Origin of the sequence: Mycoplasma phocoeninasale, assembly GCF_012934885.1 — a bacterium.
Taxonomy (GTDB): domain Bacteria; phylum Bacillota_I; class Bacilli_A; order Mycoplasmatales; family Metamycoplasmataceae; genus Metamycoplasma; species Metamycoplasma phocoeninasale.
The window spans coordinates 640,812-660,941 of sequence record NZ_CP051480.1; the positions used below are offsets into that span (position 1 = coordinate 640,812).

The 20,130-nt window shown below is 28.9% G+C and carries 21 protein-coding genes; 20 read left to right on the forward strand and 1 reads right to left on the reverse strand.

Features of this window, described 5'->3' with window-relative positions:
- The first annotated feature begins 319 nt into the window (after nt 1–319).
- From HGG64_RS02540 to HGG64_RS02555, 4 genes are all read left to right on the forward strand, one after another.
- Complete coding sequence (locus tag HGG64_RS02540) at nt 320–1,744, forward strand: IdeS/Mac family cysteine endopeptidase (RefSeq protein WP_169580392.1); 1,425 nt, start codon at nt 320–322, stop codon at nt 1,742–1,744.
- 151 nt (nt 1,745–1,895) lie between these two features.
- Nucleotides 1,896–2,552, forward strand: coding sequence for a hypothetical protein (locus tag HGG64_RS02545; protein ID WP_240939123.1), 657 nt, complete (start codon nt 1,896–1,898; stop codon nt 2,550–2,552).
- Between the two features lie 24 nt (nt 2,553–2,576).
- On the forward strand, nt 2,577–4,256 hold the full coding sequence (locus tag HGG64_RS02550) for an ATP-binding protein (protein ID WP_169580393.1): 1,680 nt from the start codon (nt 2,577–2,579) through the stop codon (nt 4,254–4,256).
- A gap of 1 nt (nt 4,257) precedes the next feature.
- Nucleotides 4,258–4,563, forward strand: coding sequence for a hypothetical protein (locus HGG64_RS02555; protein ID WP_169580394.1), 306 nt, complete (start codon nt 4,258–4,260; stop codon nt 4,561–4,563).
- 106 nt (nt 4,564–4,669) lie between these two features.
- Here HGG64_RS02555 and def read toward each other — a convergent pair whose 3' ends face one another.
- On the reverse strand, nt 4,670–5,236 hold the full coding sequence (gene def, locus HGG64_RS02560; RefSeq protein ID WP_169580395.1) for a peptide deformylase: 567 nt from the start codon (nt 5,234–5,236) through the stop codon (nt 4,670–4,672).
- Nucleotides 5,237–5,366: 130 nt separating this feature from the next.
- On the opposite strand from def, the gene HGG64_RS02565 reads away from it, so the two are divergent.
- From HGG64_RS02565 to HGG64_RS02640, 16 genes are all read left to right on the forward strand, one after another.
- On the forward strand, nt 5,367–6,659 hold the full coding sequence (locus HGG64_RS02565; protein ID WP_169580396.1) for a hemolysin family protein: 1,293 nt from the start codon (nt 5,367–5,369) through the stop codon (nt 6,657–6,659).
- 209 nt (nt 6,660–6,868) lie between these two features.
- Nucleotides 6,869–7,321, forward strand: coding sequence for a 30S ribosomal protein S6 (gene rpsF, locus HGG64_RS02570; protein ID WP_169580397.1), 453 nt, complete (start codon nt 6,869–6,871; stop codon nt 7,319–7,321).
- Between the two features lie 17 nt (nt 7,322–7,338).
- Complete coding sequence (locus HGG64_RS02575) at nt 7,339–7,794, forward strand: single-stranded DNA-binding protein (RefSeq protein WP_169580398.1); 456 nt, start codon at nt 7,339–7,341, stop codon at nt 7,792–7,794.
- Nucleotides 7,795–7,803: 9 nt separating this feature from the next.
- The gene (gene rpsR, locus HGG64_RS02580) at nt 7,804–8,106 is read left to right on the forward strand and encodes a 30S ribosomal protein S18 (RefSeq protein WP_169580399.1); all 303 of its coding nucleotides are present in this window, start codon (nt 7,804–7,806) and stop codon (nt 8,104–8,106) included.
- Nucleotides 8,107–8,198: 92 nt separating this feature from the next.
- Nucleotides 8,199–8,627, forward strand: a complete 429-nt coding sequence (locus HGG64_RS02585; RefSeq protein WP_169580400.1) for a hypothetical protein — start codon at nt 8,199–8,201, stop codon at nt 8,625–8,627.
- 71 nt (nt 8,628–8,698) lie between these two features.
- Nucleotides 8,699–9,916, forward strand: coding sequence for a replication-associated recombination protein A (locus HGG64_RS02590; RefSeq protein ID WP_169580401.1), 1,218 nt, complete (start codon nt 8,699–8,701; stop codon nt 9,914–9,916).
- A 3-nt stretch (nt 9,917–9,919) separates the two neighbouring features.
- Nucleotides 9,920–10,864: a phenylalanine--tRNA ligase subunit alpha gene (pheS, locus tag HGG64_RS02595; RefSeq protein ID WP_169580402.1), complete on the forward strand. Its 945-nt coding sequence runs from the start codon at nt 9,920–9,922 to the stop codon at nt 10,862–10,864.
- A gap of 17 nt (nt 10,865–10,881) precedes the next feature.
- Nucleotides 10,882–13,053 (forward strand): phenylalanine--tRNA ligase subunit beta, encoded by a 2,172-nt coding sequence (locus HGG64_RS02600; RefSeq protein ID WP_169580403.1) that lies wholly within the window; start codon nt 10,882–10,884, stop codon nt 13,051–13,053.
- Nucleotides 13,054–13,160: 107 nt separating this feature from the next.
- Nucleotides 13,161–14,168 carry a recombinase RecA gene (gene recA, locus HGG64_RS02605; protein ID WP_169580404.1) on the forward strand — a complete coding sequence of 336 codons (1,008 nt, stop codon included), beginning with the start codon at nt 13,161–13,163 and terminating at the stop codon, nt 14,166–14,168.
- A gap of 44 nt (nt 14,169–14,212) precedes the next feature.
- Nucleotides 14,213–15,019 (forward strand): TIGR00282 family metallophosphoesterase, encoded by an 807-nt coding sequence (locus tag HGG64_RS02610; RefSeq protein ID WP_169580405.1) that lies wholly within the window; start codon nt 14,213–14,215, stop codon nt 15,017–15,019.
- Nucleotides 15,019–15,459, forward strand: a complete 441-nt coding sequence (locus tag HGG64_RS02615; RefSeq protein WP_169580406.1) for a transcription antitermination factor NusB — start codon at nt 15,019–15,021, stop codon at nt 15,457–15,459. The genes HGG64_RS02610 and HGG64_RS02615 overlap by 1 nt, the downstream gene beginning before the upstream one ends.
- Before the next feature lie 2 nt (nt 15,460–15,461).
- Nucleotides 15,462–16,193 (forward strand): TlyA family RNA methyltransferase, encoded by a 732-nt coding sequence (locus HGG64_RS02620; RefSeq protein WP_169580407.1) that lies wholly within the window; start codon nt 15,462–15,464, stop codon nt 16,191–16,193.
- A gap of 2 nt (nt 16,194–16,195) precedes the next feature.
- The gene (locus HGG64_RS02625; RefSeq protein ID WP_205852852.1) at nt 16,196–17,365 is read left to right on the forward strand and encodes an aminotransferase class V-fold PLP-dependent enzyme; all 1,170 of its coding nucleotides are present in this window, start codon (nt 16,196–16,198) and stop codon (nt 17,363–17,365) included.
- Nucleotides 17,352–17,780 (forward strand): iron-sulfur cluster assembly scaffold protein, encoded by a 429-nt coding sequence (locus HGG64_RS02630; protein WP_169580408.1) that lies wholly within the window; start codon nt 17,352–17,354, stop codon nt 17,778–17,780. Before HGG64_RS02625 ends, HGG64_RS02630 begins: the two co-directional genes overlap by 14 nt.
- Entirely contained in the window at nt 17,780–19,042 is a 1,263-nt protein-coding gene (locus HGG64_RS02635; protein ID WP_169580409.1) for a Y-family DNA polymerase, read from the forward strand. Before HGG64_RS02630 ends, HGG64_RS02635 begins: the two co-directional genes overlap by 1 nt.
- Entirely contained in the window at nt 19,033–20,106 is a 1,074-nt protein-coding gene (locus tag HGG64_RS02640; protein WP_169580410.1) for a nicotinate-nucleotide adenylyltransferase, read from the forward strand. Before HGG64_RS02635 ends, HGG64_RS02640 begins: the two co-directional genes overlap by 10 nt.
- Nucleotides 20,107–20,130: the final 24 nt, after the last annotated feature.

Sequence of the window (20,130 nt, forward strand, 5' to 3'; positions counted from 1 at the left end):
TTATTTTAACGATTTAAAACGATAAATAGTTGTACTTAAAATTATAATACAAACCCCCGAGCATTTATTAAATATCGAATTGAAAAAAGCACTATAATATATTTTGCGAATAAATTTTCTAAAAATTTTTGTATTATTTTCAATATGATAAGATACTTTTTTATAAAAAAACCTTTAATTTTCGAGTTTTATTATTTTCAATAATTAACATCATTGACAAAAAAATAAATTTGGTTTTTATCGAAATTTTTCAATAACTTTATTCATCAGTGGGTATGGCTGTCAGGTTTTGCGCATTTTATAGTATAATTAAGTCATGATGAAAAAGGCAAAATATTTATTAATATTGTCTACATTGTTGCTAACTCCATTGGCAGCAGTTGCTTGTGTAGTACCAAAAGCAAATAAGAATGTGGAAAATAAAGACGAAAGTACAAAGGCCGAAGAAGGTAAAAATAGAGGAAATAGTAAGAGCAATACTTTTATAAATATCAAAAGTAATGAAGCTACAAAAGATGACCGTAAAACTGGGGATAATACTAAAGAAAATTCATCAATAATAAAAGAATCAGAAGCCAAAAATGATTCCAATAATATCGAAGAAAAAAATGCTGAAATAAACAAAGATAAAGAAAATAAAGATCAATCTAAAGTAACTGAAAAAGATGGAAAAGAGGAACAATCAATTCCGAAATTAGACAATGACCCTAAAAATAAAATTGATGATCAGAAACAAACAAATAATGTAAAAGATATAAGTGAAAATACCACTAATATTAATAATACTAAAAACCAAAAGATCATTGAATCACTGCAAAATATTGTTTCAGAAACTAGATGAGTTTCTGGAGTAAATGTTGATGTTAGAAAATTTTTAAGATCAAGTGAGGAAGGTTTAGAATACTATCAATATCCACTTCGTGGTTCGGAAAATGAGGGGTGATATGATATTAACAAGGATTTTGAAGGTGGAGATTGAACACTTTGTTCAGCTAATGTAGCTTCTAATCTGCTACATTGATGACTTGATCAAAATAAAAAATATGTAGATAAATATATTGAACTCAATCCAGAAAAAGCAGCGATAAAATCAGGAGATACAATTAAGTATTTGTCTAAAATTAGAACAAATTATAAAGATGAAGATGGCTATTATGATAAAAGCGAAATCTTTAATGATTTTAAAAATTTATTTGGTGGCAAATATCTTTGACCAGATAAGCTTATTGACATGTTTATTAATGGTTACAAGTATACTAAAAAGTTCTCACCAAATAATGAATCAGATTACCAACCGAGTCAGGTTCGTGGATTTTTAAAGGAAGTTTTCGAAAGTAAAAGATTATCAGACTTCAAAGAACCAGGTGATTTAAAAACCTTTTCAAAAATTATAAAAGATTGACTCGATGAAAAAAGAGGATTAGCAATCTCATATAGTACAAGAGTAGGGGCAGGCCATATTATTACAATTTGAGGAGCTGATTTCGATAAAGATGGCAATGTCATTGCAATTTATATTAGTGACTCTGATAATAAAAGTGAAAAAATGAATTCTGAAAATAACCCAGGAAAAAAAGAAAGAGTTGGCATGACAAGACTTAGAGTTGACTACTCAACTGGAGTGGCCAAATTAAGTTCATATGCCGAAAAAGGTAGTGGGGCAAAAGTTTTACATCTATACTCAATAAAAAATGGTGAGTCAATTTGAAAATCTTATTTTGAAAAACAAAACATAAAATTATAAATAACGAAGTTACTGCAGAAATGTTGCAGTAATTTTTTATGAAAATTTTAATTAAAAATAGACTTTAAATATTTTCAAATTGTCAATCTTTAGTTGTTTTAAAAGATTTTACACTTGTTTATGTAATAATATAAATTACAAAGGAAACAAATTGGCAAAATATATTTTAATTGATCTACATCTACATTCAAATGATTCAACTAGAACTGGTAGCAAAGTTAGTGGTGAAACTGATCTTGAAAAACTCCGAATTTTAAACAATAATAATGTTAAGGTAGCGTGTTTTTCAGACCATGATCACTTTTATCGTAGAAGCTATTTAAATAGGTTAAAAATTATCAAAGATTATGGATTTGATTTACTATTACTTCCTGGACTTGAAATTGATTTGCAAAGAACAGATTATAAAACCGGACAGGTAGTAATAGTTTTTAATCCTACTTCAAATTTAGAAGAAATTGAAGAAATTTTTAGTGGTCGTAAGGTTAGACACACCTATGCGGAAATCATTGAAATTTTATCAGGTTATGATTTTATGATTTTTCCTCATACTGGCAAGGCAAAAGATAACATGTTAGTTGATGATCTAGCTAATTTTCAGGTTGATGCACTTGATGTAACCAGAGATAATCATGCCAATGTCAATAAAATTTTGTCAATTAGACAAATACCGATTGTTTCCTTTAGTGATACTCATACATGAAAAAAATATCCACAATGGTCTAAAAAACAAACATATGTTGAAGCTGAATGTAATTTTTCGGATATTAAAAAAGCAATTAGAGAAAATAAAATTATTATTGAATAATAAATTGAAAGTGAGGAAAATGATATGCTAGAAAAAATGGAATTCCAGATAAAAAATCAAAAACTTGAACTTGATTTTGACATGGTAAATATTATTGTTGGACCTAAAGGTAGTGGTAAAAGTACACTGCTATCTTTAATTGGTCAAGCGATTATGAATAAATATGCTTTTAAAGATGGCTCAAAATGACTAAAAGAAGAAGGAGTTAATCTAGATCTAATTAGTGTCAAAATTGATAATTCAACGAGACTTGCTAAAAATTTTACTTTTTATTATGAAAAGGAAAATTCAAAATCAAGAGATTGAATAGTAGATTTACAAAAAGATTTGACTGGTTATATTTCTCAAGATGATTCTAGAAAAAAATCTTTAGATGAATCTGAGGATGTGAAAAAAATCACAAATGAAAAAATCAAAGAATTTGCCAACAAGATTGCTAGTACTAAAGATAATGGTATTGAAATTTTTGTTAGTCTCGGTAATTTGTTGTTAGAATATTACACATTATCCGAAAAGGGAATTAACTTTGAAATTATTTTTGATAAAGAAAAATCTTCTACTAAAAATGAACTTTCCACTTTTATTAATACTAATAATTCACCTGAAATTAAAAATAAAATAGAATCGATAAATAAAAATATTGAGGACACAATAAAAAATTTAAATCATGTTGAAAATAATATTAGAAGAAATAATAACGCAATCATTGATATCATTGAAAAGACTACATTCGCAAATTTTTTTAATTTAGATATAACAGCAAAAATTTCAAACTATGAAGGAAAATTTATTGAAGCAAAAAATGAACTAGTTGAAAAATATAATGCCTTAACTAAAATTAACAGTGACAAACTCAAAGTATTAGAAATCTTTTGAAATACTTACGAATTTCAAAAAAAAGAATATCGAAAGAAAATGTCGGATGATAAAAAACAAGATGATGAATGAATTAATCTACTAGAATATTTTGAAAATATTGCCACTATTCTAGCAAAAATAAAAAAACAGTATGACTCAATAATGCTAGATGAAATTACTTTGAATTGAAATCAAGAATCTAATTCAACTAATTTAATTTATAAATTAAATCCAATCACAATGGATGAAGATGAAAAATTTGAATTTTTTAAAAACTATCTAGGAAGTGATAATAAAAGGCGTAACTTGCGAGATTTGCTAAAAAATAAAGATAAATTTATGAAAAGCTATGATGATGAAAATCTTGAAAAAAAAGTTATAACTCCATTAGTAGAAAATCATATTGAAATTTTAGCAGGTGATAAACGCTATCAAGATATGTCATTGGGAGAAAAAAGTTTATTTGGTATCAACTATGTTTTAAATAACATTAATATTGGAGATTATTCTGAGTATTTATTGTTAGATCAAATTGAGGATAATTTGGATAATAAAACCATTACTGAAAATATTTTGCCATTGTTAATGAAGAAAAAAGAAGAAAGAAAACAAATGTTTATTGTTACTCATAACTCCAATATTGGTACTTTATTAGAAGGAAAAATTATTGTATCAGATATCTTTAATGAAGACGGAAATAAATTCATATCTAAAAAGATTATCAGTGAAGATAATGGCATCAAAGAGACAGGAGAATCACTTTATTTAGAAGGTGGAATTAAGTCTTTAAATAAACGAAGTGAAATTATTAGCAGAAAAATTAATGAAAGTGAAGAGGAAAAATAATATGACAATAAAAATTGATTATGAACAAAAAAGTGATGAAAGCAAATTTATTACTATTTCAAATTTATCAACAACAAAAACGGATCGCAATCTTAAAATAAATTTAGATAAAAAAGTTGATTCCGATTGAAATCGCGACAAAATCAATGATTTTTTATTTACTTTAGTAGCTGAAGACGGTCGATCAGAAATGACAATTCAAATTACTGATAGAGCTGAAAAAAATCGTCAGGATGTTAAAGAAATTAACTTTATAATTCAATTATTTGAGGCTTTTGTTAAATTTTATAATGAAGGTATTAAGTAAATTAATGTGTAGATGTCATCATTTTGACATTTTTTTATTTTCCAAATAATTAAAAATACAAAACTTATACTATTTACATGATTAAGTTTTGTATTTTTGTTTTTAACTAAATAAACTTGGCATCCTTATCGTTATATCATGGATCTTTTTGGTTAATATGGTCAATAAATAGTGTTCCTTGTAAGTGGTCGAATTCATGTTGCATTACAATGGCTAGATAGCCTGAGACATCATATATCTTTTCTTTCTTTTCATTGTATGAATATGCTTTGATAATTACCCTTGAATAACGATAGATAAAGCCTTCTTGATGAGGGTGATTTTCTTTTACACTTAGACAACCTTCACCTTCAGAAATTGCGATTTTGTGTTCAGAATGTCCTAACATTACCGGATTAACAAGTGCATCTTTGAATAAGTATTTTCCATCTTGTCCATCTTGATCTTTAATCATAATGTAGAAAATATTTTTTAAAATTCCATATTGTACTGCCGCCACACCAACTGCTGGCCTAAACTTGGTTTTTGGCTTTTGACTATCATCAACGTGGTAGATCATTTTTTCAATCAAATCAATGTTTTCTTGTGATAGTGGCAATTCAACATTTTGCGATTTTTTTCTCAGTACTTGGTCGGGCAGTTGAACTAATTTAACATCTTCAAATTTAAACATAGTAAAATTATATAAATTTAAATAGAAATTAAAAAAAATATTGTCAATTTATTGAATTTATATTTTTTAACATTTAGCAATATATAGTATAATGTTTTTATTAATATTTAATTACGGAGAATAACTAAGAATGGAATTACCGCTCACAACCGATTTACAGTCAAATAATACAACAATATCACAAGGTCAACCATGAGAGTACATTACTTACTCAATTTTATTACTATTTTTGCTAGTATGCAGTGGCATTTTTTCAGCATGTGAAACTGCCTATACCGCATTAAACCGAGCAAAAATTAATACACTAATTGAAAAAAAAGTCCGTGGTGCTAAATTAATCGAAAAACAGCACAATTTTTTCAACCGTACGCTTGGAACAGTACTAATTGCTAACAATTTAGTCAATATTTCCGCCTCGACGCTGCTAGTTTATCTACTCTCACTCACCACACTAAGTTCCGGAATTGCGACAATTGTTTCAACGTTAGTGATGACGCCAATCATTGTCTTTCTAGCCGAAATAATTCCGAAACTAATAGCAAAAAGTCAACCAGAAAAGACGGTACGTTCATTTTACTGATTTATTGAAATGTTATACTGAATTTTTTTCCCAATTACTTACCCAATTTCCAAAATTGGTAGAAAAATTTACATAACAAACACCGAAGAAGAAGTAAAAAACTTAATAAATATTGCTCAAGATGAGGGCGTTCTAGACACAAATGAATCTGCTATGGCAAAAAATGTTTTGGACCTTGACTCAACAAAAGTTTTACAACACTACATCAAGCTTAAAAATGTTGATTATATTTCATCCAAAGCGACAATGGCTGAAGCTCTAAAAATGTTTAAGCAAACTAACTATTCACGAATCCCGGTTGAAAAAGATGGCAATTTGATCGGAATATTGTTGCTAAAAGATATCTTTTTCCTAAAGCGTGGCAGCATCATGAATTATGTCAAAATGGTGCCAACACTTTCAGCTAATTCAATTCTATCAGTAGCGCTTGAAAAACTACGTCAATCACGTGCTCAAATGGCTTTTGTCACTGAAAATAACAATAGTGGCAATGTTATTGGAATCATTACTATTGAAGATATTTTAGAAGAAGTTGTCGGTGAAATTTATGATGAGTATGATGATGATGAACAAATCTATGAAATAAGTTTAGAGCGTTGCGAAGCTAAAGGCACTGTTATCATGAAAACCTTATGAAAACAGCTTGAACTTGAAAAAATTCTAAATTATGACCTTGATGAAAATGAAAAAAATCTTTCACTGTCAGCTTGACTTGAGATACAGATGAAACGTCCATTGCGCAAAAACAGTAAGTTTACTTTTAAAGACAAACTTTATTTTAAGGTTCTAGAAAAAAAATCAAAAGAAAAAAAATATGACTATATCGAAATTGATTGAAGTTAATTTGATCAATTTTTTTATTTCTAGAAAATAAAATTAATTATTAGCTTCAATTCAACTCTAAAAAAATTAAATTATGATTTCTCAAATAACATTAATTTATATCCTAAATAAAAAATTTCATAATATAATAGATATGTTAAATTTTTAACGAAGGCGAGACTCCTTGACCCACAAAGCGGTCCAAATGTCCAAAAGGAGAATATTTAATAATGTCAAATTATGAAATTATGATTCTAGTCGATCCTGCTGCCAAAGAGGAAGATTTTACTTCTTTGGTTTTTAGCGTTTTAAATGAAAAAGATGCTAAGTTAGAAAAACTAGAACGTAGCGAATTAGCTTATCCTATCAAAAAAATGTCACGTGCATCATATTATTTAATTTCTGCTAAAGCAGAACCACATTTAATTGCTGAACTAACCAGAAAATTAAATATTAGCAAAATCATCTTAAGAAATCTAATTATTAATTTAGATTCTGAAAGAGGACTAAAACCTAGAAAAGTTAAAAAAGTTTATGGTAGAAAACCAGCTTTTGCTAACAACCGTGATGGTAAAAAAACTTTCCCAAGACCATATAATAAAGATAACACCGAAGCAAAACCAGGCAATAACGAAGCAAGAGGCGAAAGAAAACCTAGACCTAGAGTCGAAAAATCTAAATAATTTAAGGAGCAAGGAATATGAATAAAGTTATTTTAGTTGGTCGTATGGCCAACAGTCCGTATAAAGGAATTACGGCTTCAAATGTGGAATACTCTAGATTTACTATTGTTGTAAAACGTCCATACATCACCCCTAATAATGAGCCAATTTTGGATTTTGTTCCATGTGTAGCATGACGAGCAAATGCCCAGTTTGTGAATAAATATCATGATAAAGGCTCGCTGCTATTAATCGAAGGATCATTTCAATCATCAAAGATTACTAGCCCAGATGGCCAAATTAGTAATTCGTATGTTATTAGTGTTGATCGTGTTGAATCACTTGAAAGTAAAGAAGCTGCTGAAGCTCGCAAAAAAAATAGCCTTACTAGAGAATTCACTATTCCTGCAGACCCCAAATTTAGTAAAGAAGATAATCACAGTCCAGCTGAAGCACAAGAAGATGCTTTTGATCAACTTGATTGAGATTTTTAGGAGAAATTTATGGCAAGAATTGTTCGTAAAAAACCTTTTATTCGTAAACGTCCATGTCAATTTTGTTTAAGTAAACAACCTGTTACTTATGTTGACTATAAAAATGAAGAAGTGGTATCAAAATTAGTTAATTTACAAGGAAAAATTTTATCATCTCGTATTACTGGAACATGCTCAAAACACCAAAGAGCAGTTGCCTTAGCAATTAAAAGAGCAAGATATGTGGCAATTTTACCATATGTCGGCCCAATGAAACGTGACCCAAAAGATAGCAAAAAAGAAGAAGCTAAAAAAACTGAAGCAACAGAATAGTTTTGCTTATAAACATAAAATCAAAAATAAAAGTGCGCCCGCACTTTTTTTAATATAAAATTAAATAGATAATTTATTTGAAAGAAGATAATATGCAAACTATTAAAAATAAAAAAATTATTGCCGGACAAGCGGCCAGCAATTTGATTGCAATTATGTTTTTTATCGCTTTAATTGCTACAATAGTTATTTGATCATTATTCATAAATACCCTACAGCGTAAGTACAATCTTGAAACAACAATGATCCTAGCTAATCCTCAAAAACTTAGTAGTGCTGATATGTTAAAATTAAACAATTTAAATACAATGTTGATATCTTTTTTAATTTTGTATGTATTCTCAGTTTTAATAAGCATTATCTTTAGTGCCTTCATTGCTACATTTTCATACAAATTTAACTGGAAAGCAACCTTTATTTTAGCCTTAGGAGCAATTTTTCTGACTAGAGTTCTGGGAGTTGTATCGGCATTTGTTTTTTATAAAAATGAAAAGACATATCTAAATGAGCAAAATGAGTAATTTCTCGTTTGCTTATTTTTTATTTCGTAATTAACAAGTTTAAAATAACTATTAATTTATAATATTAAATTATGAAATCAAACTTAGCTAATTCTATTCGCCCCGACCATTTGGATAATTTTATTTGCGATGATAATTTAAAATTTTTATTCAAAAATATTATTGAAAAAAATGATTTTCGATCTTTTATATTCTATGGTAAGCCTGGGACTGGAAAAACCACAATTTCATATATTCTAGCAAAGGGTTTAAAGGTCTCATTTGAATATTTTAATGCTGCCATTGGCAACAAGGATGAACTAATTTATAAACTTAAAACCAATAAAATTCTAATTATTGATGAAATTCACCGTTTGAATAAAGATAAACAAGACATTCTTCTACCATATCTTGAAAATGATTTAATTACAATTTATGCTACAACAACAGAAAATCCTTATTTTAAAATTAACCCTGCACTAAGGTCACGGTCAACAATTATTGAATTCAAAAAGCCGAATTTAGAGACCTTATCTACTAATTTGAGAAATATTGCTAAAAGTCAAAATGATATTCCTCATTTTTCTGAGGATATTCTCAAATTCATTGCCGAACAGGCCAATGGTGATTTTCGTGCTGCTATTAACAATTTAGAACTTATTGCGACAATTTTTAGAAAAAAATCACCATCATTATCTGAAGTTAAAAAAATTATTCCTGCCACTCAATTTGCCTCAGATACAAAATCTGATAATCACTATGATTATTTAAGTGCCTTTCATAAATCATTGAGGGGTTCAGATCCTGACGGCGCCCTTTATTGAGGAATGATAATTATGAAATCTGGAGACTTTGATGGACTAATTCGTCGCTTAATTTGTGCTGCTTATGAAGATGTTGGGCTGGCTAACCCGAAAATTGGTCCTTTAGTAATGGCGGCGGTCGATGCTTTTGAGAGATTAGGGATGCCTGAAGGATATTTGCCGCTTTCTAATGCTATAATTAATATTGCTATTAGTCCCAAATCTAATTCAATATATTTGGCTGCCAATAAAATTTCGTCATCTTTAGATGAAGGGAAAATTTATGAAGTACCAAATCACTTAAAAGATGCCAACTATGCATCAGCAAAAAAACTTGGGAGAGGAATTAGCTATCAATATCCACATGATTTTAAAAATCATTATATAGAACAAAAATATTTACCAGAAGAGTTAGGTGAAGTGAGGTTTTTTGAATTTCAAAATAATGGATATGAAGAAAAAATTAAAAACTACTGAAATTCAATTAAAAATAGTATCGAGGAGTAAAGCATGGAATTTGATTTAGAAAAAATTAACAGTATTGAAGATTTAAAAAATATCAAAAATCAGTTTAATAATTCAGAGGAGATTTTGGATCTTATGAAGCAGATAAAAACTGCTGAACCATCAAAAAAAGCTGAACTTGGTAAAACAATTCAAAAACTAAAAAAAGCAGCTGATGATTTTTTTGAACAAGCTAAAGAAAAAATTAACAATCTAGAAATTCAAAAAAATTTGGAAAAAGAATTTGAGGATTTTTCTAGTCCCGTCACTTTTGACGGAGCTATTCATCCAATCAATATTATTAGTCAACGTTTTCGAAATTGACTTGTTGCTAATGGATATTTTGAATCCCAAGGAAGTGAAATTGAAGATGAGGAGTATAATTTTGAGCGTTTAAATATTCCACAATCACATCCCGCAAGAGACATGCAAGATTCTCTTTATCTAAATGAAAATATTTTGCTTAGAACTCATAACACTGGCATTAGCGCAAGAATGCTTGAAGAACATGCTAATAAAGAATTCTCACAATTCGCAATTGGTAAAGTCTACCGCAATGACGAAGAAGATCATAGCCATACTCACCAATTTACACAACTTGACTTTGTTAGTGTTGGTCATCATTCATTTGGAACTTTGATTTATACTTTGAAGTCTTTACTGTCATATGTTTTAGAACAAGATAATTTAGAAATTCGTCTTCGTCCTTCGTATTTCCCTTTCACTGAACCTAGTGTTGAAGTTGATATCTTTTTCAACAATCGTTGGATTGAGGTTTTGGGTGCAGGAATCGTTCATGAAAATGTTTTAAAAATGGCAGGATATTCAAATGATATGACTGCTATTGCCGCAGGAATTGGCATTGAAAGAATTGCAATGATTAAATATGGAATTGATGACATTCGTGAATTTTATGTTAATGATAAAAGATTTTTGAAGCAATTTAAATAGAAAAGGAGAGATATAAAATGTTATTTTCATATAAAACGCTGTGCCGTTTAGCAAATTTGGAAAATGTGTCTGTTGAAAAAATGGTTTCAGCAATTAATTCAATTGGTTTTGAAGTTGAAGAATATCATAAATTTGCCGATGTTGAAGGAATAAAACTCTGTCACGTTATTAAATCGTATAAAAATCCAAATGCTGATCGTTTAACTGTTTGTGAAATTGAATTTGCTGATGGCAGTCATTCAATAATTCAAACGACAGCAACAAACATGAAAGATGATGACTATGTTATGGCGTTTGTGCCAGGTTCACGTTCAAAAGGACAAACCTTTTCAGCGAGAACTATGCAAGGCATTGTTTCAGAAGGAATGTTTGTTGGTCTATTAGAGCTTGGTTTTAATGAGGAATCTCTTCCGGATGATCAAAAAGAAGGCATTTTTCAAGTTGGAAAAATTGATTTAAATATTGACCCCATTCAATATTTTGATCTAGATGATTATTTAATTGATGTATCAATTCTTTCAAATCGCTATGATGCTGCTTGCTATTTAATTTTCGCAAAAGAACTATCAGCTTATTTTAATAGCAAAGTACTAGAAATTCCCAAACCACATCCAACGCTATCATCTTCATTAAAAATCGCCGAGCTTAAAAAAACTAATTCATTTACTTTAGTTGAGGCAAATGCTAAAAATTTCACACTAAATATTGCCGAGAAAATGCTACTATGAAAGCATAAAATTAAAACTTTTGACAATGCTGTTGATTTGAGCAATTTGGTTTTATTATATACTGGTGTTCCTTGTCATGTTTATGATAAAACTAAACTAAAAAGTTCAACTTTTTCAACTGCTCTATCTTCAGAAGATATTTCGATTTTAGGTAATCAACATGTTAAATTAGCAAATAATTTAGTTGTTAAAAATGGTGATGATACTGTTGCAGTTGCGGCAACAATCGGAATTCATGAATTTGGCTATGACAAGGATTCTTCACAAGCCATTTTTGAGCTAGCTTCATTTGATTTGAAAGAGGTTAGAAAGAGTTCTAAACAGCTTAAATTAGAAACAAATTCATCAAATCGAGCAAGTCGAGAAATTGCTAATGGGTCCCTAATTATGGCCTATGATTTTCTATGTCAATATTTAGATGAATATTCCTCACAAATTAATGCGCCAAAAATTCATAAAAAAACAATTTTATTAGATAAAAGCTATATTAATAAATTAGCTGGATTTAATATTAGTAAAACTAAAAGATATGAGCAAGTACTACTAAAACTAAAATCATTAGATTTTAAATTTAGATCAGATAATCTTTCACTTACTTTCCCATCTTATCGTTATGATCTTAATACAATGCAGGACTTTGTTGAAGAACTATTTCGTTTCTATGGCTATGAAAACTTTACAAGCAAAATACCAAAGATTACAAGTAGCTACGTTAGCCATAGTCTTGAAAGCAAATTCAATTATTTATTGTCTTCAAAAGAATATTTGAATGTAAAAACATACACATTAATTAATCCTGAAGAAAATATTTTTAACCCTTTTAATTTTGGAAGCGCCTATAATGCTAATGATTCAAAAAATTACAACCATTCACAAATTCGTTTCTCATTGATTACCAGCCTGCTAAATTGTATAGTTCACAATCATAAACAAGGAATGATAAAAAATTCGTTTTTTGAAATTGCTATGATACACAATCAAATGAATGTTTTAGGAATTGCATCTGATAGTAAATCATTTTCAGAAATTAAAAAAGATGTAATCTCATTAACTAACTGTCAACTAACCTTCAAAAATAGTACTAATTCAATTTTTAATCCCTATGTTTCAACTGAAATTTATCATGGCAGCGAAATGGTTGGATATATTGCTAAATTACATCCAAGATTTGGTCATCCTAATGTAATTTTTTCCGAAATTCTACTAGAAAAAATTACTAATTCAGATGTTAAATATAAAAACTACAACCACAATCCTTTAAAATCACGGGATCTGACAGTTACTGTTAATCCAAAAGAAAGTCTAGAAAATATTATCAATAAGATCAATACATTAAAAGGTGTTCATTTAGTTGAGATTAAAGATACATATTTAAAAGATGATGGTACAAAAAATATTACCATATCAGTTATTTTAGAAGAATGAGCAACAAAGAAATTTGACGCCGACTTTAATAAATAATTTCTTAGTTTATTTCTAGTTATTTTCCATTAAATTAGTTTTCGCAAATTTTTCTTAAATTTAATTTTCTCTATGAATTTGTTACTAAACTAATAACTAGGAGAGATATGAGTAAAAATAAAAATTTAGATTTAACTGAAGAAAAAAAGATTCTAGAAGAGACGCTAAAGGCGATTGAAAAAAAATTCGGTCATGAAGCTATTATGATTTTAGGAGATAAGTCAAATATTGCCCCGGATACTTTTAGCAGTGGCTCGTTAGCAATTGACAATGCACTTGGCATTGGCGGATGACCGAAAGGGAGAATTATCGAAATATTTGGACCTGAAAGTAGTGGTAAGACAACAATCGCCTTACATGCAATTGCAGAAATACAAAAACAAGGGGGAATTGCGGCTTTTATTGATGCCGAGCATTCAATTGACCCAATTTATGCCCGTAATTTAGGTGTTAATATTAATAATTTAATTCTTTCTCAACCAGATTCTGGTGAGCAAGCTTTAGAAATTGTTGATAGTTTGACCAAGTCAGGCATTATTGATTTAATTATTGTTGATTCAGTGGCGGCATTAGTTCCAGAAGTTGAATTAAATGGCGAAATGCGTGATCAAACAATTGGTGCCCAGGCTCGCCTAATGTCCAAAGCATTAAGAAAAATAACTGGTTCACTTTCAAAGAATAAAACAACGATTATTTTCATAAACCAAATTCGAGAAAAGATTGGGGTAATTTTTGGAAATCCCGAAACAACATCTGGTGGAAAAGCTTTAAAATTTTATTCATCAATACGCTTAGAGGCAAGAAAAGTTCAAAACGTAACTAATAACGGTAATATTTATGGCAACCAAGTCAAATGTAAGGTTGTAAAAAATAAACTTTCAGCTCCTTATAAAATTGCGCAAATTGAAATTGTTTTTTCAAAAGGAATTTCACGTATTAATGAAGTAATAAACTTTGCAGAAGAATTTGAAATAATTACTAAAAAAGGCTCTTGATATAGCTATGAAGGCGAAAATATTGCTCAAGGACTTAACAATTTAGAAATTTTCTTAGAAAACAATAAAGAAGTATATGAGAAAATTTATAACCAAATACTAGAAAAAATTAGAGCGTAATTTTTTACATTCTTTAATTTTTTTATTATCGTATAATTTAACATATGGAAAAAGACTATCTAAATATATTATTTTTAGGCGATATTTTTGGCTTACCAGGAATTAGATTTGTGGAAGCGGAATTAAAAAAAATAATAAAAAAATATGATGTTGATTTTGTCATAGCTCAGGCCGAAAATGTTTCTGGAAGAAAGGGATTTGTCCCAAAAGATTATCGAAGACTTAAAAGAGCAGGTATCAGCGCCTTTACTTTAGGAAATCATGTCTGAGCAAAAGAGCAAATAAATGAGATCATAAACAAAAATGAATTAATTAGACCAATTAATGTCGATGATGGGTATCCAGGAAGTGGCATAAGATTTTTTGAAGTAAAGGGCAAAAAAATTGCCATAATGTCATTTATGGGGATTTCATTCAATCCTTTGCTAGAACCATGAAAACAGCAATCAGCAAATAACTTTTTTGATAAATTTGATGAAGTTTATGAAAAAGCTAAAGCAGATTACTTTATTATTGATTTTCATGCCGAAACAACATCAGAAAAATCGGTTTTTTCATTATATGTTGATGGAAAAGTTGATGCCATTTTTGGGACACATACTCATGTGCAAACTAATGATGCGAGAATGTTGCCCAACGGGACATATTTTGTAACTGATGTTGGTATGTGTGGCCCTCGCGATTCCGCTATCGGATCTAATTATCAAGAAATTTATGAAAAAATGCGCTTTAATGCTTTTTCTTCATTTAAAGTATCAAAAAACAAATCACAAATTAATGGTGTATTCTTTACATTAACTAAAGATAACGAAAAGAAACACATCGAACTAATAAATATTCAGGAGCCATAATGCAATACGAAGATAATAAAGAAAAAAAAGTTGCTTATAGAAAAAGCAACTTTCTAATTCAAAACTACAAAAAAAGAGTAAAAATTATTACTTATATTTACCAATTTGAATTATTTGACAGAAAAGTTTCCTGTGAGGAAATTTTTAAAAATAATGATTTAGATAAGTGGGATATTGCCGCTCTTGAATTAATTGAACAGAAATATGATACTTTTGTCAAAATCGCTTCTAAATTTACTGATGAAGATTGAGAATGAAAGCGAATACTACCATTAACTAGAGCAATTATTATTTTTGGTGAATATGAACTTCTATCAAAAGATGCTAAAATCGTCATCAATGAAATGGTGAATATTGCTAAAATTTTTATTCCAAATGATGATTACAAATTTGTGAACAAAATTTTGGATCTAATTTCAAAACGAGTTTTCAATAAATAATTATGAAGAGAACAATTTTAGAAATTATAGCGTCAAAAAATCGACTTACAGCTAAAGAATCAGAAGCACTAATAAGAGAGGGTAAGGTTATTGTTAATGGTGAAAGGATCTTGCTTCCCTCACTAAAATTTAATGAAGATGACATTGAAGTTATTATCAAAAACCCTAAAAAAGAGTATGTTTCAAGGGGTGCTTATAAACTTTTGGGAGCGATTGAACAGTTCTCTTTAGATATCACCAATAAAGTATGTATTGATATAGGCTCATCGACCGGAGGTTTTGTTGAAGTACTTTTAAAAAATGAGGCTAAAAAGGTGTATGCAATTGATTCAGGAACTAATCAACTAGATTATTCGCTAAGAATCAATCCGAAAGTTTCCGTGCATGAAAAAACTAATTTAAAAAATCTTAAAAAATCTATGTTCTCCGATACCATAGATTTTGTTACGTGTGATGTTTCTTTTATTAGTTTGAAGCATGTTTTTTTAGTATGCAAAGACATTTTAGAAAAGGATCGATGCATCATGGCATTAATTAAGCCTCAATTCGAAGCTAGTAGTAAATACGTTGAGTCTGGTGGTTTAGTTAAAGAAGAGCATCATCAATATATCATTGACAAAGTTACCAAATTTGCCGCCGAAAATAATTTTCAGTTAGAAAAAATTGCTAGAAGTCCAATTTTAGGAGAAAAATCCAAAAATATTGAATATATAAGTTTGTTTAGGAAGGTATAAAGATGATTAATTATAAAAAGTTATTTCCGATGTTTAAAAATAACCCTCAAATGGTGTATTTTGATAATTCTGCCTTGACCTTTAAGCCTAAAGCAGTAATAAAAGCCGGCACTGATTTTTATGAAAAATTCTCAGTTTCAACACGGACTGCAGATTCAAATTTGGGAATAAAAATGTCAAAAGAAATATTTGAATGTCGTAGATTAGTTGCTAACTTCGTTGATGCCTTACCAAATGAAGTCATTTTTAGTTCTGGTACAACCGAAAGTCTTAATTTAGCAGCAGCAATGATTGCTGATATTGTTGACGATGGTGAAATTATCTTATCATATTATAATCACAGTTCGAACATTGTTCCCTTTCTTGAAAACTTTAAAAACAAAAACATTACTATTAAATACTGCGAAACATCAGAAGAGATTTTAAATGCAATTAACAAGAAAACTAAAATTGTCGCACTATCACAATCAAATAATACCTTCAATGTTGGCTATAATCTAAAGGAAATTTATCAAGCATGTCAAAAAAATAATGCGATTTTGGTTAATGACGCGGCTCAGGCAATTGCCCACGAAAAGGTTTCATTAAAGTATTCAGATGTTATTGCTTTTTCTGCTAATAAACTATTCGGTCCGACCGGAATGGGTGCTTTAGTCATTAAAAGAGATTTACTTGAAAGACTAAGACCTAAAAAATGGGGCGGTGGCCAAGTTCAAGATATTAATGACGATTTTATATGAACCTCAAAAACTGACATTTCAAAATTTGAACCAGGAACAGCAAATTTTGCCGGAATTTTTCAATTTAAGGAAGCAATTGAATTCATGAACAAATTGACATATCCTAAAATCAATCAAATTGAAAGTAATTTGGCTAATTACTTGTACGATCAACTGCTAAAAGTTAATAATATTAAAATTGCTTCAAATCGGGGTGATAAAATTATTTTATTTAATATTATCAATATCCCTTCTCAAGATGTTGCATCTTATTTGGGACACCAAGACATCTATGTTCGTTCAGGAGTTTTTTGTGCTCATCGCTTTAAAGTCCTGGCGCATCATGATCCTTCTTATATAAGAATCTCGATTTCAATATATAACAGTACTGAAGATGTTGATAAATTAATTTTAGCTTTAAATAAGGTAGGTGACCATCTTGAGTTTTTATAGTAATGTAGAAAAACAAAAAATTGTTTTTGATGCTTATTTAAATCCCAAACATAAAAAAGAAACAATTAAAATTAGCGATAAGACTATTATTGAAAATTCAAATATTTGTGTTGATAATCTAAAAATTAATTTATCTTTTAAAAATGACATTTTAATTAGCGCTGAATATGAAGCAATAGGATGTTCAATTTTTCTGGCAAGTATTGAATTAATGATTGACCAGTTAATTAATAAGCATAAAGATGAAATTAGTGATATTGTTAATGTTTATTTTGATATGATAAATAACTCTAATTTAGATGAGGTTAAAGCTGCGAAACTTGATAAGTTAGCGGTTTTAGAAAATGTTAAGAAGCATCTTAATCGCTTGGAGTGTGCTTCAATTATTTATCGAGCAGTGAAGAGGTCCTTGTAATGTCAAGGATTATTTTTCATATTGACATGGATACATTTTTTGTTAGTTGTGAAAGAGCAATACAACCAAATTTAAATGACAGACCAGTTGTTATTGCTGATAGTCATAAAAGATCAATTATTAGTGCCATGTCAAATGAAGTAAAAAAACTTGGTTTTAAAGTCGGTGACCCCTTTTATTTAGTTAAATCTAAAATTGATAATGTTACCGTATTAAAGCCTAATTATCAGCTTTATTCGTTGACATCCAAACGCATTTTTGAATACATTGCTAAAAACTTTACTAATAAAATTGAAATTTACTCAATTGATGAATGTTATATCGACTGTACTGAACTACTAGCGAATCAAAATCTCACACCACTTGAGTTGGCCTCTAAAATTCAAAGAAGACTTTTAGCTGATTTGAAAATCCCATGCTCGATTGGCATTTCTTACACAAAATTTCTTGCTAAAATGTCAACTAATAAAGCTAAGCCTTTTGGCATTTTAGAAACGAAATATGAAAATATCCCTGAATATTTCTATCCTCTTAGCATTGAAAAGATATTTGGAATTGGAAAAAAAATTTCAAAAACTTTGCGAACTATGAATATTAACACATATGAAGAACTTATTAACTTTCAAAACGATTTGGCATTGAAAAAAGTCTTTGGAAAAAACTACTATTTATTCATTAAAACTCTAAAGGGTGAAAATGAAGGCTATGACCATGTCTTATCTGAAAAAATTAAAGGCATTAGTAACTCACTTACATTTATGGAAGTCGATTCAAATGATCAGGACTTTTTAAAAGGGGAACTTTTTAAATTAAGTTACAATATTGCTAGGCGGGCTCAAGACAAAAACGTTGAAGGTAACGTTATATCACTAAGTATTAGAGATACAAAAAAAGTATGAAAAATAAAACAACATAAGATCGCATTTTATAGCAATGATTTCGATGTTATATACAAAATAAGTTGCAAGTTATTTGATGAATTTTGAGATGAAAATTGAGTTAGAGGACTTGGTATAAGAATAAGCAACCTTCGTTCAATTTTTAGTGCTGGTGATATTGATTTATTTTCTAGCAATAACAATAGTAAAATTGATAATTTAATTGATTATGTAAACTCATCACTTGGCACTAAAAAGTTAAAAACTGCTAATCAATTACTAAAAGAGAATAAAATTGATATTAATAATATTAGATTTTTAAGAAAAAATGTTTTCAGCAAAAATGATAAGATTAATTTAGAGGAGAAAAAGACATGAAAATAGCAATATTTGGTGGAAGTTTTAATCCCATTCATAAAGGTCACATTCTAGTAGCGGAGGATGCTATTAGATTATTAAATTTGGATAAGCTTTATTTTGTTCCAAATAATAAAAATCCTTTTAAAAAGGCAAGATATTATGCTGATAATTATCATCGCATTAATATGCTAAAAATGGTAATAAAAGATAAAATGGAAATATCCGAATTCGAAACTAACCGTGGTGGAAATTCATACACAATTGACACAGTTAAATATTTTGTTCAAAAATTTCCTAATGATGAAATATATTTACTAATTGGATCTGATAATGTAAATAAACTTAATAAATGGAAAGACATTGAAAAAATCTCTAAACTTGTGAAAATTTGCATCTTCAATCGCAACACAACATATTCAAAAATTAATATTAAGAAATTCAATTGTATGAAACTAAATAATGAATTTTATGATTTTTCTTCAACAGCATACCGGAAGGGAAACCTTTGACAAGTCGAAGAAGTAGTACAAAAGTATATTGGCAAAAATTTTCTTTATTTTGATGAAATTGCTAAAAATAATTTATCAATTGAAAGATATAAACACCTTAAGTTTACAGCTGAATTTGCCGCTGCGTTAGCTAAGGAAAATAATTATCCAATTCGACTAGCATACCAGGCAGGATATATGCATGACATTACTAAAGAATGAGATGCTGAAGCTAGTTGAAGTTTTTTAGCAAAATATAATTTCAGCGAAGATAATTTACCGCACTATAAAATTCATCAAACTACTGCATATTATTGACTAAGAGATTACTATAAATACACAAATGAAGAGGTATTAAATGCTATTAAAATTCATACTTCTTTAGCTACTGATCTTACATTACTGGATAAGATTTTATTTGTTGCTGATAAAATTTGTTTAGGAAGAAAGTGAGCCGGTGTTCAGAAGCTACGTAATCTAGCATTCATTGATTTTAATGAAGGTTTTAAAGCAGTTGTGAAAGCTAATTATCAGTGAAACCAAGAAAAGAATGTTGAATTTAGTACTGAACAGCTAGCGATTAACCGCAAGTGAAGCTAATTTTTTAAATATCTTATTAAATTT